We start from the raw sequence: 19,029 nt of genomic DNA, 5'->3' as shown, positions 1-19,029 counted from the left end.
ATTCTGGTTGAACTTAGCGCAACAATGTCTGATTTTTTGATTGATGAAGAACTCCTTGCAGCCATTGATATGGGCTCAAACAGCTTCCACTTGGCGATTGCTCGAGTTGATCATGGTGAGGTAAAAAAAGTCGCATCGATGTCTGAAAAGGTCCAATTGGCCGCAGGTTTAGATGAAAATAAAAATTTGACAGAAGCTGCTCAACAACGTGGTTTAGCATGCTTAGCTCGATTTGTAGGGCGCCTAAGTTCAGTCCAATCCAATCGCTTAAGAATTGTCGCCACCAATGCGTTGCGCCAAGCTAAAAATGGGCATGAATTCATTCAAAAAGCAGCTGAAATTCTGCCTAAACCTATTGAAATTATTGCTGGTCGTGAAGAAGCACGTTTAATTTATTTAGGTGTATCACATACTATGGCGAACAGCGGTCGCCGTTTGGTGATTGATATTGGTGGTGGCTCGACTGAGTTAATCATTGGTGAAGAGTTTGAGCCGATTCATACTGAATCCGTGCAAATGGGATGTGTTGCATTTACGAAGGCCTATTTTGCAGACGGCGATATTAATCCAAAAGCTTTCGATCGTGCGGTGACTGCTGCACGCAAAGAAATCTCGGGTATCGCGACAACTTATCGTGCGGCAGGATGGGATACTGTTGTTGGTTCAAGTGGAACCATTAAAGCCTGTCGTCAAATTGCGGTAAATATGGGCTGGAGCGATGATCAGGAAAACTTGACGCGTGAAGGCTTGGAAAAACTTAAAGATAAATTACTCAAATACAAACATATTTCAGACATGGAATTTGAAGGTCTTAAGGAAGATCGTCGTGCAGTCCTACCTGCGGGTATTGCGATTTTATACGCTGTATTTGAAGTTCTTCAAGTTGATAAACTGGTCTATTCAGATGGCGCCTTACGAGAAGGTGTAATGTATGATTTACTCGGGCGTTTCCAGCATGAAGATATTCGAGATCGTAGCGTACAAGCCTTGATGGGGCGTTATGGTGCTGATCAAAAACAAGCAGAACGTGTTGTTGAAACGGCTCAACAATTATTTGATAGCGTGGCAGGAACGCTTGGTCTAAATAATGACGATAGTGATTTGCTACGTCGAGCTGCTTATCTTCATGAAATAGGTTTAGCGATTAGTCATAGTGGTTATCATCGTCATGGCGCATATTTGCTTCAGCATTCTGACATTGCTGGTTTTTCACAAATTGATCAAAATCATTTGTCACATTTGGTCGCTCATCATCGCCGTAAATTGCGTGCTGAAGCAAAAAATGATGTGACGAAAGTCGGTGGAATTAAACTTGTCTATCTATGTTTGCTCCTTCGTCTCGCAATTTTGCTGAATCACAGCCGAAGCGATGAGATGCTTCCTGCCATTGAATTAAAGATATTAGATGAGCAACAATGGCAACTGAAAGTTTCTGGTGATGCAAAACAATGGCCTTTGTTGGTTGCAGAGCTGCATGATGAGCAGGTGCAATTTAAACATTGGGATATCGTTTTGAATATTCAGTCGGAACAATTTATTGGCTAACAAAAGCTGATAAACGAATTTTATTAGTTAACTACGTTATAGTTAATTTAGGGATATTCATCGACTTATGAAAAATAAAGCTGCTCAATCTAAAGCATGGAAAACGGTTCAAATTGCGCGTCATCCAGATCGCCCACAATTTTTAGATTATGTGAGCGAAATTTTTACAGAATTTGATGCACTTCATGGTGACCGTTTATATGGTGATGATGGTGCAATGGTTGGCGGTTTAGCGCGTTTTAATGGTCAGGCTGTGATGGTGGTTGGTCAACATCGTGGTCGTAGTACACGTGAAAAGTTACAGCATAATTTTGGGATGAGTAATCCAGAAGGCTATCGCAAGTCTCAGCGTTTACTTGATATGGCTGAACGCTTTAATCTTCCAGTTTTCACATTTATTGACACCATGGGTGCATACCCTGGTGTTGGTGCTGAAGAGCGTGGACAAGCAGAAGCAATTGCTACGAGCCTAGCTCAGCTCTCAAGTTTAAAAGTACCTGTCATCGCGACTGTTCTAGGCGAGGGTGGTTCTGGCGGCGCATTAGGCATTGGCGTTGCAGATCGTGTGATTATGCTCTCTCACAGTATTTACTCTGTGATTTCACCTGAAGGTTGTGCCTCAATTCTTTGGAAAACTGCTGAAAAAGCTGAGCAAGCGAGTGAAGCACTTGCACTCACTGCGGATAAACTGAAAGAACTTGGTATTGTTGAGTATGTTGTAGATGAAGGTGAGGGTGCTCATCTTCAGCCAGACGTAGTCATGGATAAATTAAAACATGTGTTACAAGCTGCACTTGATGAGCTTGTTCCAATGGATGCAAATGCAAGATGCGAAGCACGTTACCAACGTTTAATGAAGTTTGGCAGCGACAATTCAGGTCTAGCTTCTTAAAACAAATTGCCAAATTTGGTGATGAACACACGTTCTTAGTGGGATGCAGTGGCGGCATGGATTCCATGCTGTTGCTGTATATCATGTCTCAATTAATTCCCCAAAAAATCCGTGCGATTAATATTAACCACCAGTTGCAATCTGCAAATCAGGAATGGGCTGAATTCGTCCATCAATTTTGTATAGCAGCGCACATCCCTGTGGTTCTCGAGACAGTTCAAGTTGCTGAGGGGAATTTGGAACAGCAAGCTCGAGCAGCACGCTATCAAGCTTTTAAACATCATTTATCCGACACAGATATTTTAGTACTGGCACATCATCAGCAGGATCAAGCTGAGACCGTATTATTACGTTTGTTCTCTGGTGCTGGAATACAGGGGTTGTCCGCGATGAAATTATTAGATTCACGTGAAGACATCATTATTTGGCGACCATTATTGAATCTAAGTCGTGAGCAGATTTGCCAATGGGTAGAACAACTCAAATTGCCCTACGTGGATGACCCGACCAATTTTGATACGCATTATGATCGAGCTTGGTGCCGTCATGAGCTTTGGAATATTTTGCAAAGCCGATTCCCTAAAATGCAACAGGCGATTGTGAGAACTAGTGTGCTGATGCAAGATGCGGATGAAATTTTGCAAGAGGTTTTACAGCAAGATTTGGCGTTCTGTGGCGATGATGATCATCTAGATTTACGACAACTCAATCAATTAAGTTTAGCAAGAAGAAGACAACTTTTATCCAATTGGATGAAAGGTAAGGATCAATACCGTCCTGCATTTGAGATGGTAGAGCGGTTGACTGAAGAAGTTATTTTGGCGAAACCTGATGCACAAGCAGCATTGCATTGGAATGGACAATATTATGTTCGTTTCCAAAACATCTTATATCGAGTTGCTAAGGATGAATACTTAGCAGAATCGAATACAACTGATTCAGAAATAAAATTTGAAATCCAGCAAGTTGTAAATTTAGCTTCGGGTCAATTTAAGATCTGCCAACATCAGGAAGAGTATGGTCTGCGTACAGAACTTTTAAATCAGCCTTTGACATTGCATTATCGTCAAGGTGGGGAAAAAGTCCATTTGCATGGACGTGTGGGGAAATGGCCATTAAAAAAAGCAATTCAAGAGGCACAAATTTTTCCATGGAAGCGTCATACTATTCAAATTTTAAGCTTAGATAATGTTATGCTTGGTGTTTTCACGCCAAAAGGGTTTTGGCTGGCTGAATCAGAGTATTGTGAAGTCGGTGGTTGGCAGCCAAAGTTAGTTTCATCGCTATAAAATCAAGGTTGAGAGTCGTTCATGAGTGTTGCGTTAAACTGTAATATTTGTTTCATTGGTGGTGGTAATATGGCTCAAGCCCTAATTGGAGGGTTGATTAGTCGTGGTTTACCAACAACGCGTATTACAGTTTCCGATCCTGTAGAACGTGTGAGAGAGTTATTAAAAGAAAAAGAAATTCAAGTTACAGACAATAATGAAGACGCGATCCAAAATGCTGATGTTGTTGTTCTGGCGGTGAAACCACAAGTACTGGCACAAGTTCTTAAACCGTTAAAAGATAAATTTGAGAATAAGTTAATTGTTTCGATTGTAGCAGGAGCTGAAATTGCAACGATTGCTGCATTAACGGGGACGGAGTTTATCGTTCGTGTCATGCCTAATACACCTGCATTGGTTCAAACAGGTGCCCATGGTTTATATGCTCATGACGTTGTTGACCAAGCAAAGCGTGAATTGGCAAGTCAGATTTTAGCTGCAACAGGCTTAACACTTTGGGTAAACTCAGAAGAGCAAATTGATGCAGTAACTGCGGTATCGGGGTCAGGTCCAGCGTACTTTTTCTATATGATGGAAAGTATGATTCGTGCTGGGAAAAATTTAGGCTTGGATGAGAAAACTGCAACAGCATTAACGCTACAAACAGCTCTCGGTGCTGCACAAATGGCGATCACCAGTTCTAATACGCCATCTGAACTGCGTAGAAATGTGACATCACCAAATGGTACAACTCAAGCGGCCTTGGAAGTTTTTGATCGAGCGCAAATTTCACAGAATATTCAAGCTGCTCTTGCGGCTGCAAAAAAACGCAGTCAGGAGCTCGCTCAGGAATTAAGTGATAGTTCTAAATAATTAAATTTTAGGAAAATTGAAGTATGGGTGCGAACTCTGCGCTATTTTTTGACATTATCATTAATGTTGCGATTTTATTGGTATTTTTCCGTTTTTTAATGCAATTGGCGGCAGTCAGTCCATATAACCCTGTTGTGCTATCGACAGTGAAAGCAACTAAAATTGTAGATGTGTTTGGGCGAATCTTGCCAACTGTGGCACAGGGGCGTGTAAATCTAGCAGCTTTAGTGCTGATCGTGTTGTTGTATTTTCTTAAGGTATTTGGCTATAAATATTTAAATTCCTTACCAACAGGCGATGCATTGTACTTTATTGGTTCAACAGTACTTTCAATGTTGCAGGCATTAATTTCAATTCTTAAATATTTGCTGTTTGCTTACATTATATGTAGTTGGATTTTGATGTTTTCACAAACACGTTCACCATATATTGAAGTGATTCAAGAATTAGCTGAACCGATGTTGGCACCATTCCGTAAAGTAATGCCAAATTTAGGGATGATTGATCTTTCTCCTATCCTTGCATTTTTTACACTTTATATTGCTGAAATCATGTTGAAATCAATTGGTTAAATCTAAATTGCGGATTTAAACAATCTCATAAAAAAGGACTCATTTGAGTCCTTTTTTACAATCTAAGAATCTTAGAAATTAGTGCGCTTCGCCCCAGTTTTTCCCTTTGCCGACTTCAACAACAAGTGGCACAGAGAGTTGAACAACGCCTTGCATTGCATCTGCGATTTTAATAGCGATCTCGTCAGCGATCGCTTCATCTACCTCAAACAATAATTCATCGTGAACTTGCAATAATAATTTGGCCTGATCTTTAGGTAAAATTTTATCTACTTCGATCATTGCCATTTTTATAATCTCCGCAGCAGAACCTTGAAGAGGCGCATTAATTGCAGCGCGTTCAGCTGCCTTTCGAATCATCATATTGCGCGCATCGATATCTGGTGTGTATAAGCGTCGCCCTGTAATGGTTTCAACAAAGCCTTGTTCTAATGCGACTTGTCGTGTGCGTTGCATATATTCATAAATGCCAGGATAGCGATGGAAATATTGTTTAATGTAATTTTGAGACTCTTCGCGTGTGAATCCCAATTGACGTGTTAAACCAAACTCAGACATGCCATAAAGTAATCCAAAGTTGACGGCCTTGGCTTGGCGACGTTGATCATTGGTTACATCATCCAAAGCAATATTTAATACTTCTGCTGCAGTACGGCGATGAACATCTTGGCCGTGATTAAACGCGTCAACTAAAGCCTCATCTTGTGAAAAATGTGCCATAAGACGTAGTTCAATTTGTGAGTAATCGGCAGCAAGTAAAACCCGACCTTCAGGTGCAACAAAAGCTTTTCGGATTTGACGACCGATCTCTTCGCGAATTGGAATATTCTGAAGATTAGGATCAGTAGAAGATAATCGTCCAGTTGCGGTTAAAGCTTGATGGTAGCTGGTATGAACACGATGACTTTCGTTATTGGCTTGTTTGATTAAACCGTCAGTATAGGTACTTTTTAATTTAGACAAGCCACGATATTCTAAAATAAGTGCAGCGATCGGGTGATCAATTTTCTCAAGAATGCTTTCGCTAGTACTGTATTGACCTGTTGAAGTTTTCTTACCACCTTTTAAACCTAACTTATCAAAAAGAATATCACCCACCTGCTTAGGTGAGCTGACATTAAAAGGTTGACCAGCGATTTCGATAATCTGATTTTCTAACTCTAGAATTGTATTAGAAAATTCTTGACCCAATTGATCGAGGAAACTCAAATCGAGCTGAATTCCATTTTCTTCCATCGTCGTCAGAACTGCAGCTGTCGGCATTTCGATTTGATGAAGAATATTGAGAAGCTCTGGGATTTCTTTAAGCTTACGCTCCAATACCTCATACAAACGATAGGTTACATGGGCATCTTCAGCGGCATAATGAGCTGCTGTTTCGATTTCAATTTGATTAAAGGTTTTTTGTTTAGCACCTTTGCCCGCCACTTGTTCGTAAGTGGTGGTTAAGTGGCTAAGATAAACGCGCGCAACGTCATCCATACCATGGCGCGTCGCCACAGCATTGAGCACGTACGAGGCAAGCATGGTGTCAAAGTACCAGCCTTGTAAATGAATTCCATGATTTTCGAGAATATGAGCATCATATTTTAAATGATGACCAATCTTCTCAATCTCAGCATTTTCTAAAATTGGTTTGATTTGCGCAAGAATAGCGTCGCGATCCAATTGCTCTGGAGCACCTTCATAATCGTGAGCAAGCGGAACGTAATATGCATCTTGGGCATCAAATGCCACAGAGAAGCCTACCATCTCTGCAACACGATAATCTAAACTTGTGGTTTCAGTATCGAAAGCAAAGCGTTTCTCAGTAGTCAATCTTTGAAAGAGTTTTTCCCAATCCGCTGGTGTTAAAACGGTATGGTAAGTTGCCTCGCCAAGCTGATCATCTACACTAGTTTGAACCGCTTGGTCTTCGATTTTCGATGTTGCAGTACTCGGTTTTGCGATAACTTGACTTGATTGTTTATACGCAGCACTATTTGGATTGTTGGGATGATCTAGAGACTGAAGTTGATTTCTAAACTCAAGTTCGGTGTAAAGCTGACGTAACTCTGCAACATTTGGATCTCGGAGTTTAAGATCATCGTAGGTCAGATTCATGTCTAAGTCACAAACAATACTTGCTAGCTGATTATCTAGCGCAATACCATCTGCATTGTCTTTAATATTTTGGCCTACTTTGCCTTTAATTTTATCGACATTTTCAAGAATTCCGCCTATTGAACCATATTCATTCAGCAGTTTAGCCGCAGTCTTTGCCCCGATACCAGGAACGCCCATGATGCCGTCAGAGGCATCTCCCATGAGGGTTAAATAATCAATAATTTGGTTCGGCCAAACACCAAACTTTTCAAAAACGCCATTCACATCCATGGGCTTGTCTTTAAAACTGTCTTCAAGTGTCACTTTGTCCGTGACCAATTGAGCCATGTCTTTATCGCCTGTGGAAATCAAGACTTGATAGCCTTCTTTTTCTGCACGTTTTGCCAGCGTACCGATGATATCATCGGCTTCCGCACCAGGTATGGCATGGAGTGGGATACCTAAAGCACGAATTAAATTATGTAAATACGGAATTTGTTGAGCGAGTTCGTCAGGCATGCTCGGTCGATCCCCTTTATATATTGGGGAAAGTTGATGACGGAAAGTTGGTTCAGGTGTGTCAAAAATGACAGCCATGTGTGTAGGTTGAACACGACGCATTAATTTTTGGATAGCAGAAATAGCTCCGCGAATTGCGTTGGTTTGTAAACCTGTTGACGTCGTTAGCGGTGGTAGTGCGTGATAAGCACGAAATAAAAAATATGACCCATCGACCAAGACAAATGGTGGCATTGAAACGTTCCTAATCCAATTAACTTTTTTATTGTACGTGATTTTCAGCAGTTGCGCTGATACAAGATTTGCAATCAAGTGTACAGAATATGCGATGAAAAACGCAAAATGCCAATTCTTGCTGAGGTATCATCAATCTAGTTAAAAAGGAATGATGTGTATGCTGAAGCAACATAGTGAAATAAAAATGATTTGGTTGATGCTACTCATCATAGTAGCGATCAGTGCTTGGGTTCTAGCGTTGCCGATCATTACGTTTTTATGTGTTGCTGCATTGATCATAAGTGTTATGCAATATGCCCATCATGTTGAAAAACCGCTTACCAACATTGAGCAACAGACTCATTATTCGAAGCAGAATACATCACGATTGCCCTTATATATTTCGTCATTTCTTGCACTAATTGGCAGCTTGTTCGATTGGACATGGTTGGTTGGATTAGGTTTAACACTCTGGATTTATTTTTTTCTAAACTGGTTGCGCCAACTTGAGGGACGATTAATTCAAATCGGTGCTTTGCAGGAAAAGCTAATAAAACTAGATCGAGACGATCAGACCAGCACCACAAGTATTTTACAAGATTCAGAGGGAATCCAGACAAATCAGCAGCATGATTTGGGTTTTTGGATGCAAATCAGACGATGGATCTTTCATGGGAATCCTGTTCTCAAAGTTGCGATTACCGTCCTAGTGATTGGGGTCGTCTTATTATTGAGATATATGGTTGAACATTGGACCTTAAGTCTTTCAATCAAACTTTTGGCTGTTGCTGTCATCGCCGTCATATGTGTTGCCTTTGGTTATCATATACAGAAAAAAAACCGCGGCTTTGGTCTTGCTTTACAAGGACTGGGTTTTGCGGGATTGTTATTAAGTATTCTATTTGCTTATCAGTATAATCTGTTAAATCTCATTAATACGATTACGCTTTACAGCTTGAGCATGCTGTCGTTGGTCATGCTGATTTTAAAACAGCGGTCAGTGGAGCTTTCCCTGATGGGAGTTTTGGTTGCTTATATTGCACCGTTCACATTACCTCATGCAGATTTTTCCTCAGCTCAATTACTGTCTTATTATCTAGCGGTCAATTGTGTTGTAGGTGTAATTTGTACATTACATCCATGGAAAATACTCACTCAAATAGCGTTGCTGCTCATTATTGTTATCGGTGGTGGTTATGCCTTTTTGAATGGCGGTGTTGCAGAGAGATTCGTTTTATCCTGTCTAGTTATTGCACATGCGAGTGTATTTATTTGGTTGGGTTTCAGATTTAACCAGCTCGCTACACATCAAAATCAAGCTCATTTAGGTCAGCGTATTATTGACTCCGCATTGATGTATGTCAGTCCCTTGGTCGCATATGCATTTTTACATCTCATGTATTTAGATCAAACATCGGTTCAAATTGCCTTGTGTTTGGGTTTTGCATTGACTCACTTTGCGATTTTTAAAGTTGTGCAGCATGCGAAATTTGATACGGCGATTAAACAAAATTATTTAATGTTAGGTTTTATTTTTCTAAGTTTTGTCCCGCCGATCTTTATCCCACAAGTATGGAGTGTGATCGGGTGGATTTTTGAAGGACTGCTTATTTTAATGTGGGGTTTGCATCGTGAGTTTAGGGTAGGGCGAACATTAGGTTATGCGTTGTTAACAGTTGGATTATTTTCGTATGTATACTATTTGATCGAGTTAGCATCAATTCCAAATATCATCCCATGGTTACTAGGTCTAAGTTATATCCTTGCGATTGTGGTCTCCAATGTTGTCATGCGTTATCAAAAACAGCTGACACTGTCAGATAAAATTTTCCTGTCTATTTTTTCTTTTTTTGCGAGTCTTTTACTGCTTTATCAAGGTGTGGAAAGTTTTAGTGAACCGATGAGATTAATCTACACACTTGCATTCACAACTGCGATTTATTTTGCTGCTAATTTAGTCTTACAACCGCGCCAAGTAGTCTCATGGTCATGGTTATTACCAAAATGGTTGGGGCTGATTCCTATTGTAGTGTTCGCAGCTATTATGCTGATCGATCAATACACTCAAGGAGTCATCGTCTGGCAGTCATTTGGTGAGCAAGGCTTGTTTATCTTGGTTTGCTTGGGCCTGAGCTATCTGTGGTTAAAACCAATTTCAAATGCTCAGTACGAAAATGAATGGATCGCCTTTGGTGGACTCGCTTCTTTAGCTTGTGCCAGTGTGGGTGTAGTTTCAATGTCACCTATGATGGGAGCTGTTCTTTTACCTTTGATACTTTATGGCTATAGTGTTTCTAAAACAAAAGACTTGAATAAGCTTTGGTTAACTAAGACTAGCCTCATTTTATTGTTGTGCTGGATTGTCAGCTCACAAATTTGGGTGGTAGAACCCTTTTGGAAATATTTTATCCCAATCTTAAACCCTATTGATTTCGTCAGTCTGACTGGTTTGTGGGTGCTTATTCAGGTGCTTCGCAGTCAAATCAGAATGGGGCTAGAGCGAACACTTGGCGCATTCTTGATCTTACTCGCTGTGCTATGGGTAAGTAGTTATGTACTTCTTAGAGCCTTACATTTTTATTTTGCTACACCTTATAACCAGTGGATCATTTGGCAAGATTCTGCAGTGCAATTGGCGTTGACATTATTGTGGGTGGTCATGGCATTCATTGTGATGAAATATGCCGCTATCATCCATAATCGAGTGGTATGGATGTTTGGTGCAAGTATTTTGGCGATCGTGACTTTTAAGTTGGTGTTGTTAGATTTATCCCATATCGGCACTCTAAGTCGAGTTTTATCATTTTTAGGCGCGGGAGGATTAATGTTGATTATTGCGTACATCGCTCCAGCGCCAGAGCAAAAACGAGTAGAAGAGACTAATGCTTGATCCTGAGATCAAGCATTAACCTTAATTCATTATAATTTAGGCTCTCTTTTGATTTCCTTAGCATTGGCGTATTGGTCTATTTCCTCATCTGTTAACGAGGGTTGTGGAGGGCGATCAACAAAACCCATTTTAGGTACAGGAATTTCAATATGGTGATCAACAAAACCGTTTCGAATCCTCTCTTGCATTTCATCACGCACTTTTAAAAAGTTTTCCTGTTGGCACCAAATGGCGAATAACAATTCGATTGAAGATTCACGGAATGCGGTTACCGTTACAGCAGGTTTGGGATCTGCTAACACTAAAGGATAGCTGTTTGCCACTTTTAATAAAACTTCTCGTACTTTAATGATGTCTTCATGAAAGTTGATTGCAAGTGTAATGGGGATGCGCCGTATCGGGAATTTAGAAAGGTTGTGTACGGGAGCACGAATTAATTGCTCATTAGGTAAACGGACATAGACATTATCTTGAGTCAGTAATTTCACAGACAGTAAATCAATGGAGATCACTTCGCCTTCGATGGTATGTCCACGAATTAACGTAATTTGAATGGTGTCACCAATTTCAAAAGAACCTTCACCAATCAAGAATAAACCGCTAATCAAGTTCGTCGCAGAGGTTTGGGAGGCAAAACCCAGCGCTACGGTCAAGATACCAGCAGCACCTAGAAATACACTTAATTTAAAACCTGCTTCTTTTAAACTCGCCATCACAAAGATGAGGAAAATAAAATAAAAAATACCGCGCCGCCATACCAAACGCTGATGAGCATTAAATTTGGCGCCGATCGTTCTAACAAAAGTATTGGAAACGACTCGAGCAAAAAGGAATCCAATAAAGCAAAGCACAATCGCAATAATAATTTCAGTTAAGCGATCCGTATTGATATTGGTAAATATACTTTTGAGGCTATCAGCAATGGTGCCGGTAAGACTATCTGCCATATGCCCCCCTTAGAAGAATGAATCAAACATGTTAAATAAAGTACTACCTGGGGCACGTGCTGGATTGACATAAATTACATCACCTGCCAATGGTGGGGTGCGATTTTCAATACGAATACGTGCTGGTCGATCCATCCCTTCGTGAATGACTTTAATTTGTGACGTCCATAATCGCTCTGTACTTTCACTATAAAACAAAGGCAGGGCAGGAACAGGTACATTCATTCGATCGAAACGGAGTTGATGTCCACTGACATTGTGAAAGTCAATTGGAGTGACCGCACGAAATGCACGTGGACGAAGTTGTTTGAGTTCTGTGCGACCATCGACTGAAGTGGCGTAACACATTTCACCACTGCGTTGATCAGGACCGAACCATGTATCTTTAGGCATAATGACCGGTATATCGAATAATGGGGTCTTTTGACTTTCGACATAACCTGAAAGCCACAGAGGGGTACTAATATAAAGCGTGCCACGTTGACCAGCTGGAATGTAAATTGGGTCTACAGGACGGATCACCACAGATCGATCTGCAAGACGTGGTATCAATTGAATTTTAGGGTGAGTTTCCCTGAACATATAACGTTCAACATGTACTGGACGAGGAAATGAAAAATGGGGGTCATCCATTTCCTGCCACTTTTGTTCGTAGTCGTATTGAATTTGAGGACGGTAGTACTCCATGCGCCATTCTTGTAAGCCACGAGTGAGTCGAAAGAGCAATGAACCAAATTGCCAAGCACGCACTTGATTGAGTTCAAAATGCTGCTCACCCCACCACCTTAAAGTTGAAGGGTTTTGCTCAAGTTTCTGATCTAGAGACAATAGGGAATATCCTTAAATAAATTCATTAAAAAACTGTCTTCACGCTGTCAAATGCTTAGAGTACACTCGAGGTAATTTTAATCATGATTATCATCCCTTATGCAAGTACTTAAACAAATACAAATACCGTATAGTTTTGCAAAAAAGCATGGCGTTTTGTTGCGTTATGAAGGGGATCAAGTTTTTATTGTCCGTCGTCAAGATACAGCTTTGGTTGCTTTGCAAGAAGCACGCCGTTACGTGGGGCGTACAGCCCAATATCAATTGGCGACTGAACAAGATTTTAGTCAGTTACTCAGTTCAAGTTATGCTGGCGAGACAGGCGAGTCTCAGCAAGTGGCTGCTGGTTTAGAAGATCATCCTGACTTGTTAAGTTTAGCCGATCAAGTACCTGAAGCAGAAGATCTGATGGATCAGGAAGACGATGCTCCGATTGTTAGATTGATTAACGCATTATTGTCCGAAGCCATTCGAGTGAGTGCATCAGATATACATATTGAAGCTTTTGAAAAAAAGTTATCGGTTCGTTTACGTGTTGATGGGCAACTTCGAGAAATCGTGCAACCACGTCGTGAACTTGCCCCATTGTTAGTTTCACGTATTAAAGTAATGGCAAAACTTGATATTGCTGAAAAGCGAATTCCTCAGGATGGTCGTATCTCTTTACGACTGGCTGGTCGTGAGGTGGATGTCCGTGTTTCGACTTTACCCTCTTCACATGGTGAGCGCGTAGTAATGCGTCTTTTAGACAAGCAAGCAGGTCGTTTAAATATGACCCATTTGGGTCTGATGAAAGATGATTACGAGCGATTAACCCAATTAGTGCATCGTCCTCACGGTATCATTCTCGTGACCGGACCGACAGGTTCTGGTAAAACGACGACACTTTATGCTGCACTCTCGGATTTAAATGATGGATCTAAGAATATTTTGACCGCGGAAGATCCAATTGAATATCAACTTGAAGGTATTGGACAAACTCAGGTTAACACTAAAGTGGATATGACATTTGCGCGTGCATTGAAAGCGATGCTTCGTCAAGATCCCGATGTGGTGATGGTGGGGGAAATTCGAGATTTAGAAACTGCAGAAATTGCTGTGCAAGCATCTTTGACGGGTCACTTGGTATTGTCGACGTTGCATACCAATACTGCGATTGGTGCAGTGACGCGTTTAAAAGACATGGGAATTGAGCCATTTCTTCTGTCGAGTTCTTTAATTGGTGTGATTGCGCAACGATTGGTTCGTACTTTGTGTTCGCATTGTCATAGTTGGCGTGCCGCGGATGACTTTGAAAAAGAAATTTTTAAGAATGTCCATGATGGTATTGCGCTCAATCTGCCTCAACCAGAGGGGTGTGAACATTGTGCGCATACAGGTTTTAGTGGTCGTACCGCCATTTATGAAATCGTCCCTGTTGATGATGGAATGCGCCGTCTGATTCACGGGAATGCTGCAGAGTTTGAAGTTGAAAACTATGCTCGCCAGCAGTCAGGTTCGATACGTGATGATGGATTACGAAAGGTGCTTGAAGGTAAGAGTACATTAGAGGAAGTACTTCGAGTAACAAACGAAGCGGCGGAGTGATTCAGAGATTATTTAATAATTCTCGATAAAACGAAGAAGCGCTGATTTGAAATTAAGCCCGAAAGCTGAGGATTCAACAAAAGAGCCCAATCGGAGATGAAAGGGCTTCTTTTATATGGTTAAACAACTGATTTTAAATAGGTTCTAACATGAACTTAACCTACAACGCTAAAAAAGCTGAGATGCAATATGCATATCAGCGTGATTTTTAGGATTGAAACAACTGGATCAAAAAATCACATTCAAGGTCACATCAATATTGCCACGTGTTGCATTTGAATATGGACAAACGATATGAGCAGCATCTACTAGCTTTTGAGCTTGCTCTTTATCCAAGCCTTCCAGATGAATATTTAAAGTGGCTGCTATTCCAAAACCAGTTGGAATAGGACCAATACTCACTTCACCTTCAATATAAGCATCTGGTGTGATTTTCAATTTATCGCGGTTGGCAACAAATTTCATCGCACCTAAGAAACATGCAGAATAACCAGCAGCAAATAATTGCTCTGGATTTGTTCCACCACCGGGACCACCCATTTCTTTTGGTACACCGAGCCGAACATCTAAAATTTGATCTGATGATGTAGCACGACCATCACGCCCACCAGTAGCTTTTGCATGTGCGGTATAAACAACTTTTTCTAATGACATGATTCCTTCCAGATAGAGTATAGGTGAATATCTATACTCTCTGATTTAAAAGGAATGATAAGCGGTAATTTTGTAAAGCTTGGTATTCAATTTTTTATGTGTGAGCAGGTTAAAGCTGAATAAGTTTACGATGCTGAATTAATGGCATCGATTCTCTAATTTTTTTCTGTTCATCGATGTCAAACGGAACTGTAATCATTTGAGCACCTTCTTCAGAGATGATATCTAACAATTGACCACGAGAATTCGCAGCACCAGAGTGACCCCAGGTTTGTCTTTTTTCACCGTGCCACCCTTGTTGAGCTGAGCCTAAAACTTGGCATTGACTATCCATGGCACGAGCTTGTAAAAGTAATTGCCAGTGCATTTGACCTGTCGTGTAAGTAAAAGCAGAAGGTGCTGTTAAAATATTTGCGCCTTGTGCGCGCAGCTTTAAAGCAAGTTCAGGAAAACGAAGGTCATAGCAGACCATTAAACCAATATTGCCAAATGGAGTTTTAGCAATGACGGTTTGATCACCTGGTTCAAAAAACTTAGATTCTTGATATCCACCTACCGCATCACCGACTTGAACATCGAATAAATGAATCTTGTCATAACGTGCTTCTGTCTTTTCAGGGCTAATACAAAGACTGGTTGTTCTGACACGACCATCTGGCACAATGGTGCCGTCTGGGCGAAAAGGACAGGGGAGTGTCCCAGCAACAATCCACATTTGATATTGATGAGCAAGTTGTTCTAAACGAGATTGTATTTCTTCAAATCGTTCAGCAGTCTCACGCTGTTTGCCTGCCGCAAAACAAACGAAATTCTCCGGGAAAACGATCAAGGAGGCCCCTTGATTCTTACTTTTTGCTAACAATGATTCAATGACTTGAAAGTTATTTTCAATATCATTTTGGGAGTTCATTTGGGTGACAGAAAGTAAGGTTGTCATGAGGTTCTCCTTAAGCGCTCAGTATGCTTAAGAGAATATCAGATGCTGTGATCGATGGTATCTTGTTGTTGTTCTAATTGTTTAACCAAAGGTTCGAACATATTTTGGTTATCAGCATTTAATTTCATTAATGTACGATGAGCATCTAATACAGTTGAAAGCATTGCATTATGTGTGATGTGTTCGTCCAATAAAGCGCGCGTGCACACATTCGGATCTCCGCAATAGTTTAAAATTACGAAAACCTGACCAAGACCCATACTGTTCGCAAGTGTAGTGATATCTGGGTTAGTAGATAACATAACAGCTTGAACTTGATGCACTTGTTTGAGCTTTAATCCAAGTTTTGCGAGGATTCCAAGCACAGTACTGTCTATGAATGTAGTTTGGGTTAAATCAACAATTGCGCCTACGACGTTTTGTTGTTGTTCAATCCGAGATAATAATTTATCAAGGCTTATACAAGATTGAGCGCGCACTTCTCCAATGAGTTTGAAAATGTGCGTACCATCCAAGCTTGCATATTCAACATGACCTGTTGACATATAAATGCCATTTGCAGAAAGGATGCTAAAATTATCACATAGCGCAAGTCGATACTCAAGTAGTCTTCAGTCGTAGATCGATTTATAAACAGCTACACTATTGATTATTAACTTAATTTAGACGTTGGAAGCTGAGTATTGCAATATCATCTGCAACATGTTCAGGAACTTCGAATGATTGATTTTGCAAGTGATAGACCAATTGTGTGAATTGTTCATTCAATCCACCATCAAAAGGTTCAAGTGCACCATCTGAGCAAATAATAAAACGAGCTCCACGATTCAACGTACATTCAAACTCTTCAATTTCGAGATCTTCAGTAAGACCTAAGGGAAAGCTGCTGGTGTTGAGGATGCGAGCATCCTGATTAGGTTCAAAGATAATTGCTGGAGGGTAATGCCCTGCGCTTGACCACTTAAGCTGGTGGGTCTCTAGATTCAATGTGCCTGCAATCATTGTAATATGCTTTTCGATGTTCTCTTGTAAAAGCATGCCATTAAGTTTTTTGAGGAGTTCTCGTGGGGTTTTCGATCTACCGTGAAATGCAGCCATCCAAGAGGTAAGAAGTGAGCTTGTTACACCATGTCCAGAAACATCAGCGAGATAAAATAAGATTTCACGATCACTGAGTTTCCAATAATCATACCAATCACCAGATAAGTAAGCTGACGGTTGAAATAAAGTCTCGACTTTATAATTAAGTAGGTCGATTGGGTTGGGTAATAGTTTTTTTTGTAATTCGGCTGCGGAGGGCAGGTCGCGGCTGTCCTGATTACGTTTGTATTTTGCTTCAATTTTAGCAATCGATTTTGCGAGGTCTTTTGGAAGACGATCCCAAATCCAGCCAGCGAGTGCACCAAGTTCCCATGCTTGCGAGAGTTGAAGTCCCTCATCTGCATGACCTATCACGATCGTAGGGAGGGTCCATTTATATTGCAGAAAATCATTAACATCACTAATGGCAATGATGGTTGAATCGTAAAGATGAAGATCATCTATATGAATCATTTGTAAACTCGGCAGAGCCTCTAGAACGCTATCTAGAAGATGGATGTCACGAGTGGGTTGAATGAAATACATAGATGAAAGAATCAATCCTAAATGCTTTATTTATAAAACTATCTTAGACGAACTTATATCGAACGCCAAGTTAAAGTCTAAAAACAGAAGATTTAGACTTTAACTTGCATATGGTTTCTATTCGGATTCCATAGACTCATCCATGAAGGATTCATCATCTGAAAAATCATCTTCAATAAATAGTCCAGAACCCGTTTCTAAACCGCGTTTTTCAGCAATAACATAGTTTTTTCGTTGTAAGTAGGCATCACGCATTGCTGCATACTTGTCACCTTGCAAGACTTGTTCAATCTCTAAAAGTTGAGCACGTGTATCTAATGCGCTAAGTGCCCAGTCACTATAATAGATGCGATCATGACCATCGAGTAAATATTTTTGAGGGCGTGCCTGACTATCCACTACGCGACCAACAGTATCACGGAGGGTGCTTGGTCCCATAAAAGGAAGAACGAGGTAAGGACCAGAAGGGACACCGTAATAGCCTAGAGTAGTTCCAAAATCCTCATCTTCCATTGGGAGAGATAAGCGACGTGCAGGATCAGCGAAACCAAGCGTTGTAATTGTATTTAATGTAAAACGACCAAACGTTTGTGCGGCACGTTTAAAGCGACCTTGAGCAACCTGATTTACAGCATTCCATGGCTCACCCAAATTGTCTCGGAAGCCACGTACTGAATCTCTAACTTGTTCTGGAACTTTATCAGCGTACTGCACGGCTATGGGGCGCAAGACATTTTGATCGACAACATCATTAAATGCGTAGATTTGTCTGTTTAAAGGTTGAAGTGGATCTTTTTCATTTTCAGGTAATGCTGCTGTTGCATTGACTTTGAAATTATCAATTTTTAAATTTTTTAAATCTTTGATAGATCCATTGGTGTTAACTGAATTTTCTAAAGCTGGTTGTGAAGCCTTAGCAATATCGTTGTTTAAAGGCTGGTTATTATCATTTGAGGTAGACAACTTATCAGATGTTGATAATGCAGTATCGTCAGCAATTTTATTGCCTGCAATCTCAGGTTGTTTGGCGTAAGCGGGTGCTGCTAAACCAATACTTAACATACTGACCCAAATAAGTTGAGAGTACTGCATAAAAACATCCTAGAATAAAAGCTGAATATTAGTCTTATTAAATAAATAGTAAGTACGAACAGAATAACGCCATTATAGCGAGAGTTGAAAGCAGTTTACTAAAGTATATTTGCACAAAAAATGTGAATTAACCGTGAAAAAAGAGTGATTTTGTAGAAAATATAATCACTTGTTAAGAAAATATAATTAAATTTTAAAAAAGAGGTTGCATTGGGGGAGGAATACTGTAGAATGCACATCCATCGGCGGTGATGTTGATTAAAACTTGTTGAAAAACAAGGGTTTAGCTGAATAGGTTGGATCTAAGTTTTGAGAATAAGTTAGAAAATAAATTAACATTGCTAGTTGACTTTCTGAAAAGAAAGGGTAATATAGCCGACCTAGCTTGATGCTGACGAAGCATTAAGAAGATCATTAAGAGATTATGAAGAACAACTTGTGTGGATTTTTACTGGTTGATTGATCGATATATATTATCATTGATAATTGGTAGAAATT

15 protein-coding genes are annotated in these 19,029 nt (G+C 40.3%); 7 read left to right on the top strand and 8 right to left on the bottom strand.

The features are described from left to right. Positions 1 to 24 precede the first annotated feature (24 nt). From ppx to AC1M9L_RS05115, 5 genes are all read left to right on the top strand, one after another. On the top strand, positions 25 to 1,545 hold the full coding sequence (gene ppx / locus AC1M9L_RS05135) for an exopolyphosphatase (RefSeq protein ID WP_035268561.1): 1,521 nt from the start codon (positions 25 to 27) through the stop codon (positions 1,543 to 1,545). 67 nt (positions 1,546 to 1,612) lie between these two features. Then, positions 1,613 to 2,437 (top strand): acetyl-CoA carboxylase carboxyltransferase subunit alpha, encoded by an 825-nt coding sequence (locus AC1M9L_RS05130; protein ID WP_035268558.1) that lies wholly within the window; start codon positions 1,613 to 1,615, stop codon positions 2,435 to 2,437. Next, positions 2,374 to 3,726, top strand: a complete 1,353-nt coding sequence (gene tilS / locus AC1M9L_RS05125; protein WP_481591520.1) for a tRNA lysidine(34) synthetase TilS — start codon at positions 2,374 to 2,376, stop codon at positions 3,724 to 3,726. Before AC1M9L_RS05130 ends, tilS begins: the two co-directional genes overlap by 64 nt. Positions 3,727 to 3,747: 21 nt before the next feature. Beyond that, positions 3,748 to 4,578, top strand: coding sequence for a pyrroline-5-carboxylate reductase (gene proC, locus AC1M9L_RS05120; RefSeq protein ID WP_035268555.1), 831 nt, complete (start codon positions 3,748 to 3,750; stop codon positions 4,576 to 4,578). Between the two features lie 23 nt (positions 4,579 to 4,601). Next, on the top strand, positions 4,602 to 5,150 hold the full coding sequence (locus AC1M9L_RS05115; RefSeq protein ID WP_481591519.1) for a YggT family protein: 549 nt from the start codon (positions 4,602 to 4,604) through the stop codon (positions 5,148 to 5,150). A 78-nt stretch (positions 5,151 to 5,228) separates the two neighbouring features. Here AC1M9L_RS05115 and polA read toward each other — a convergent pair whose 3' ends face one another. Then, positions 5,229 to 7,988 (bottom strand): DNA polymerase I, encoded by a 2,760-nt coding sequence (polA, locus tag AC1M9L_RS05110; RefSeq protein WP_481591518.1) that lies wholly within the window; start codon positions 7,986 to 7,988, stop codon positions 5,229 to 5,231. Between the two features lie 160 nt (positions 7,989 to 8,148). Here polA and AC1M9L_RS05105 point away from each other — a divergent pair, with 160 nt between their 5' ends. After that, positions 8,149 to 10,860, top strand: coding sequence for a DUF2339 domain-containing protein (locus AC1M9L_RS05105; protein ID WP_481591517.1), 2,712 nt, complete (start codon positions 8,149 to 8,151; stop codon positions 10,858 to 10,860). Between the two features lie 29 nt (positions 10,861 to 10,889). Here AC1M9L_RS05105 and AC1M9L_RS05100 read toward each other — a convergent pair whose 3' ends face one another. Then, positions 10,890 to 11,807 carry a mechanosensitive ion channel family protein gene (locus AC1M9L_RS05100; protein WP_035268545.1) on the bottom strand — a complete coding sequence of 306 codons (918 nt, stop codon included), beginning with the start codon at positions 11,805 to 11,807 and terminating at the stop codon, positions 10,890 to 10,892. A gap of 9 nt (positions 11,808 to 11,816) precedes the next feature. Then, entirely contained in the window at positions 11,817 to 12,635 is an 819-nt protein-coding gene (locus AC1M9L_RS05095; RefSeq protein WP_092768367.1) for a hypothetical protein, read from the bottom strand. Between the two features lie 99 nt (positions 12,636 to 12,734). Here AC1M9L_RS05095 and gspE point away from each other — a divergent pair, with 99 nt between their 5' ends. Further along, complete coding sequence (gspE, locus tag AC1M9L_RS05090) at positions 12,735 to 14,222, top strand: type II secretion system ATPase GspE (protein ID WP_481588729.1); 1,488 nt, start codon at positions 12,735 to 12,737, stop codon at positions 14,220 to 14,222. A 228-nt stretch (positions 14,223 to 14,450) separates the two neighbouring features. On the opposite strand, the gene AC1M9L_RS05085 is transcribed toward gspE, so the two are convergent. From AC1M9L_RS05085 to AC1M9L_RS05065, 5 genes are all read right to left on the bottom strand, one after another. Then, positions 14,451 to 14,876, bottom strand: a complete 426-nt coding sequence (locus AC1M9L_RS05085) for an organic hydroperoxide resistance protein (protein ID WP_481591516.1) — start codon at positions 14,874 to 14,876, stop codon at positions 14,451 to 14,453. 109 nt (positions 14,877 to 14,985) lie between these two features. Next, entirely contained in the window at positions 14,986 to 15,813 is an 828-nt protein-coding gene (locus AC1M9L_RS05080; RefSeq protein ID WP_481587539.1) for a carbon-nitrogen hydrolase family protein, read from the bottom strand. Between the two features lie 38 nt (positions 15,814 to 15,851). Further along, a complete protein-coding gene (gene gigB / locus AC1M9L_RS05075) occupies positions 15,852 to 16,358 on the bottom strand; it encodes an anti-anti-sigma factor GigB (RefSeq protein WP_035268529.1) in 507 nt (168 codons plus the stop codon). A 112-nt stretch (positions 16,359 to 16,470) separates the two neighbouring features. After that, entirely contained in the window at positions 16,471 to 17,439 is a 969-nt protein-coding gene (gene gigA, locus AC1M9L_RS05070) for an RsbU family protein phosphatase GigA (RefSeq protein ID WP_035268527.1), read from the bottom strand. Between the two features lie 117 nt (positions 17,440 to 17,556). Further along, positions 17,557 to 18,531 (bottom strand): MlaA family lipoprotein, encoded by a 975-nt coding sequence (locus AC1M9L_RS05065; RefSeq protein WP_481591515.1) that lies wholly within the window; start codon positions 18,529 to 18,531, stop codon positions 17,557 to 17,559. Positions 18,532 to 19,029: the final 498 nt, after the last annotated feature.

The sequence above is a fragment of the Acinetobacter sp. ANC_7511 genome (genome assembly GCF_056779975.1).
This window is presented reverse-complemented; position numbering and strand designations above follow the sequence as displayed.